Annotated in this window: 4 protein-coding genes; 1 reads left to right on the top strand and 3 read right to left on the bottom strand. The window is 42.4% G+C overall.

The window, feature by feature from the left end; translation table 11 throughout:
- The 3 genes from PX481_RS03230 to PX481_RS03220 form a co-directional block, all read right to left on the bottom strand.
- On the bottom strand, positions 1–157 hold a 157-nt coding region (locus tag PX481_RS03230), incomplete at its 3' end, for a YtxH domain-containing protein (protein WP_288093645.1).
- Positions 158–599: 442 nt separating this feature from the next.
- Positions 600–1,616, bottom strand: coding sequence for a glutaminase A (gene glsA, locus PX481_RS03225; protein ID WP_002761234.1), 1,017 nt, complete (start codon positions 1,614–1,616; stop codon positions 600–602).
- Positions 1,617–1,714: 98 nt separating this feature from the next.
- Positions 1,715–2,818 (bottom strand): glycosyltransferase family 4 protein, encoded by a 1,104-nt coding sequence (locus PX481_RS03220; protein WP_288093643.1) that lies wholly within the window; start codon positions 2,816–2,818, stop codon positions 1,715–1,717.
- Positions 2,819–3,387: 569 nt separating this feature from the next.
- On the opposite strand from PX481_RS03220, the gene PX481_RS03215 reads away from it, so the two are divergent.
- Positions 3,388–4,995, top strand: coding sequence for an MFS transporter (locus PX481_RS03215; RefSeq protein WP_002761239.1), 1,608 nt, complete (start codon positions 3,388–3,390; stop codon positions 4,993–4,995).
- The last annotated feature ends 234 nt before the right edge of the window (positions 4,996–5,229 follow it).

Raw genomic sequence — 5,229 nt, 5'->3', positions numbered from 1 at the left:
CTAATTCAGGCAAAGCCCGCGCGGATTTTTGCAGAATTCGACGGGTTTCTTTTCCAGATCTGGGCGCTACTAATAAACCCGCCACTGCCCCGACCGCACTGCCCACTAAAACCCCGACGACGAATAAGCCACCGTTACCGTTATTTTTATCTGCCATAGGATTGCCCTTGTACTTAATTCCCAATTTTACGAGCAATTACACTTCTCTTGTGCAGTTTCTTCGGCAAAATTTTGACCTGTTGCTCTTGGTGAGCAGCAACAGACCTAGAAGGGATAAATTGAGAAAAAACTAGCGATCGGGAAAACCTGATTTTACGGCTGACTTTGAGCCAATAAGGGAGTGAAAAAGAAGAACCTCTGGGAGTCTTGCCGTGTTTCGACCCCAAAGGTTCCTCTTATACTGAACTTATACTCCTCACACAATATTTATATTACACACAACCCGCTGCTTTTGTCAAGAGGTTTCTGAAATTTTTTCCACAGACCTCTAGCCAAATTAATTTCCCCGGGTCGGTAGGCGCTCTTGCTGGGGACATTTATCAGACTAAATCCTGTTTAAAAGCCATGGCAGAGTGGGGAGTGGGAAGTAGGGGGTGGTATCAACTATTGCCTTCAAGCCATGTTTTTAAATCTCGTTCTGGTTTGGCCACATTGAATAAATGTAAACCAAAATCCTCTGAAATATCTTGACAAATTTTCACTCCTCTGATACTGTTGCCTTTTTCATCTAAAAGGGGCGAAAAAGTGCCAATTCCCAACTGATGGGGGACTACTGCCGTAATTCCGCCCCCGACACCGCTTTTTGCTGGTAATCCTACTCGATAGGCCCATTCTCCCGAAGCGTCGTACATTCCACAGGTAAGCATAACACTGATCACATCTTGAACGTAGTGTTCATCGATCGCCCGTATTCCTGTGATTGGGTTGACACCCCCATTAGCCAAGGTAGCGGCCATCAGGGCTAAATCGTGAGCATGGACGAGGATGGCGCATTGTTGACAGTAAAGGTCGAGGGTTTCTTCAATTTTATCGCTAACCATGCCAAAATTTAGCATTAGATAGGCCATGGCCCGATTGCGATTGCCGGTGGATTTTTCCGAGAGAAAAACGGGGACATTAATCTCGTGATCCCTGCCGGTATAGCGTTTAAACATTTCTAAAATACGTTTTAGCCTTTCGGTGGCATTCTGTCCGGTGATTAAATCCGTGGTAGCGATCGCACCAGCATTAACCATAGGATTATAGGGACGATTGGTTTTTTCATCGAGAATAATCGAGTTAAAAGCTTCCCCCGTGGGTTCAACACCGACTTTACTATTAACGTATTCCCTTCCGTGATCTTCTAGAGCTAATCCAAAGACAAAAGCTTTAGAAATCGATTGTACTGTAAAGGTTTGCTGACAGTCTCCCACCTCAAAAATCTGACCGTCAGTGGTAATTACCGAAATACCAAACCATTGTGGAGCTGCTAGGGCTAATTCAGGAATATAATCGGCGATCTTACCCGTCTGTAAATCAGAGTATTTGTCGTGAAGATAGTTAAGATAGTTGCGAAAAGGATAGACCAACTTTTGACCAGAATTGACCGGACTAATAAAATCTTTTGGGGAAGCCATAGAGGAGTATAGCAGTTATCTTAATAATGAGTGACAAAGTTGTGGTTTTGGCTAGTCAGTGGCCGGTATTGAGGAGACGATGCCCAATGAAGTTATAATTAGATTAACTGCCGTAATTTTGCCTGTAAAGTCTTTTTGCCGAATTTAGTTACAGTTTGTTGACGCAACCATTGCGGGTGACAACGTTGATCCTGACCTGGCAAAATTTCTAAACAAGCTTGAGCCACCTTTTCGGCATCTCGATAGGGAACGCGCCACCCCACCAAACCATCCTGCAGCGGCTCTGCTGAACCGTCCTCATCTCCAGAAATCACGGGAATACCACAGGCCATGGCCTCTAGGTAAACAATCCCGAATCCTTCCCGGGAGGGCATAACGTAAGCATCGGCTAAACGATAATGGTCGGCTAATTCCTCCGTCGGGACAAAACCCGCGAAAATTACCTGTTTATCCACTCCTAACTGCTTGGTTAAAGCTTCTAACCTGGGGCGATCGTCCCCACGTCCAATGACTAGATATTTTACTTCGGGATAAGTCTCTAGAATTGTCGGCAGGGCCCGAATGGTAACATCTACCCCTTTATGGATATCCCCCGACCACAACCGGGCCACTGTTAATAAAACTTTGGCATTTTCCGTATCATATTTTTTGATTAATGTCAAGGACTTTTCACCTAAATTAAACTTTTCCTCATTCACCACACAGGGGAGAATTGCTACTTTTTTGGGATCGATAGCGTTAGCCTTACACATAAGATCGCGAGTGTAACGGCTAATTGTCCAGATCGATGCGGCCGCTTGCAGGGCTTGTTTTTGGGAATTTGGTAAAGGTTCCCAGACTTCATTGCCGTAGGTGAGGACGGTGTAGGGTATGCCTAAAGCTTGACAGTAAAGACGGGTGAGAGGAGCTAAATTTATATGACCACAAAAAACCCGTTGGGGACGTTTCCGGAGGAGAGAAACTAGAAACTTAAGGGCTAATTGAATGCGTCCGAGAGTTGCTGAGTTATTTTTCAGGTAATGAAAGGTAATACCTTGATTTTTGAAAGGATTAGGACAATCAGGGGCATCCCGCAGTAAAAAAACCTCGGCCGCCTCGCAATCGGGCAAAGTGAGATAAGCTTGCAGGACATCCTTGATATAGGATTGAATACCGCCTTCTTGGGAAAAAATCTCTAAAAATAGGAAGATATGAGGCATCATAGAACGTCAGCGTCAAAAAGTTTTAGGTTTGGCGAAAAAATTTTCCCCGATCTCTTATCTGTACTATCACACTTTCTTGATCTATTTCGATCGTCTCCCCAGTAATAGCTCCTAACCGCTAACAGTCCGAAAAAGAACAATCTGGGCGATCTTCTCGCTTGTAAGTAGGGAGGCACAATTATTTGTAGGATGGGTTAGCGGTAGCGTAACCCATGCGGGAGTTGGGTTTCATGCTTCAACCCAACCTACGTTCATCTTATATTTAATTCCACCCACCTACTTAACTGCCAGAATAAGGGGAATTCCGATGCTGATAGCTAAAATAACTGATATTAGTCAGTTTAGCTCATAATGCTGGTCAAGGCGATAGATAAAAAGTGAAGGACGGGGAAATAGTCAGAATTTTCCGGGATGCCAAAGATCAAGCTATTTCTTTGTCCCTTGTGTCATCGGGGAATCTTCCCTTTTAACGCTAGATATTTTCAGGAATTACTAGAGACAAAAAAAATTAAAGTTCCTCAACTGCTCCCAGAACAGTTAAGCTTATTTTAGTCTCTATAATTGCTTTTATGGCTCATTTGACTTCTGAAAGACTCAATTTAACCACAAAAATCGCCTATGGTGCGGGGGATTTGGGACCGGCTATCACTGCCAATATCTCGGTATTTTACCTGCTATTTTTCCTCACTGATGTGGCAGGATTACCAGCAGGATTAGCTGGTAGTGTGCTGATGGTGGTGAGAATTTTCGACGCTATTAACGATCCGATTATTGGCATGTGGAGCGATCGAACTCGTACTATCTGGGGTCGTCGCTTACCATGGATGTTATTGGGGTCGATTCCCTTCGGAATTAGCTATTTTTTACTGTGGTTAATCCCGACTAATAACCAATTATGGCTATTTTTATATTATATTTTTATTGGTATTATCTTTAATTTAACCTATACAGTAGTCAATCTTCCCTACCAGGCACTCACCCCTGAATTAACTTATGATTATAATGAGAGAACCCGCTTAAATAGTTTTCGTTTTGCCTTTTCCATCGGGGGCAGCATTCTCTCATTAATTCTCTATATTATCGTCTCATCGTCCTATGCCAACGATCTCCATCAAGCTTTTTTATTGTTAGGTGTAGTTTGTGCTTTAATGTCGATTATAGCAGTTATTTGCTGCGCTTTAGCTTTACAAGAACGAGGAGCAAAAGCGATTCTCAATTCTCCCCAGAAAAAAGTTTTGGCAATTGCTTTTATAGTTATCGGTGCGCTTTCCTCGGTCTATGGACTAGGAAAAATTGGGGTAAATCCCAGAGACTTTATCGCTATTTCCACAATTTTATTAGGAATAGAAGGGATAGTTTCGGGGTTAACCCTTTACTATGGCAAAACTGAAAATCATCTCAAGGATAGCGCGGCAATTAAACAGAGAGAAGCGGATAATAATACCGAAACTATTCCCCTGAAAGAACAATTAAAAATAGTTTTTGGTAATCGTCCCTTTTTATACGTTATTGGCATCTATCTTTGTGCTTGGTTAGGAGTACAATTAACCGCCTCGATTTTGGTTTACTACGTCGTCAGCTACATGAGACTATCGGAAGCAGAATCGGGTTTAGTCGCTTTGGCAGTACAGGGAACAGCTTTAGTGATGTTATTTTTCTGGCAAGCAGTTAGTCAGAAATTAGACAAAAAGATAGTCTATTTTTTAGGGATGACATTCTGGATTATTGCCCAAATTGGTTTATTTTTGCTCCAACCAGGAGAAATAACTTTAATGTATGCTTTGGCAGTTTTGGCGGGATTTGGCGTATCTGTGGCCTATTTAATTCCTTGGTCAATGGTTCCCGATGTGATTGAATTAGACGAATTAGAAACAGGAAAACGTCGAGAAGGGATTTTTTATGCTTTCATGGTACTTCTGCAAAAAATTGGTTTAGCTTTGGGGTTATTTCTTGTCGGTATTGCTCTAGAAACATCGGGTTTTAAACCGAGAATCCCAGGAGAAGCAATTCCCCTGCAGCCAGATAGTGCTTTAATAGCAATTCGCCTAGCAATTGCTCCTTTACCGGCATTTTTTCTGATCATTAGCTTAATTCTTGCCTATTTTTATCCAATTACTCGCCAAGTTCACGCCGAAATTTTAGACCAATTAGCAACAAGAAGACAAGAGGAAAAGTAAACATCAGTTTTTTGAGAAACACTGTCAGTTAAACCCCGTAATAATTTTTCTTCTTCAGGTTCCAATCGTTTTGTAAATTATCAAGACAAAGTTATACTATTAGGGGTCGAGAAAATCGTCACCGACCTCCCCTCCCATTCAGAACCGTGCATGAGACTTTCACCTCACACGGCTCCTAGTTTGACGGTTCCCTTGTTAAGGATACAACTTGACATCTTTTTGTTGACCTTGTAT

The organism is Microcystis sp. M53603_WE2, from assembly GCF_030065435.1.
This window is presented reverse-complemented; position numbering and strand designations above follow the sequence as displayed.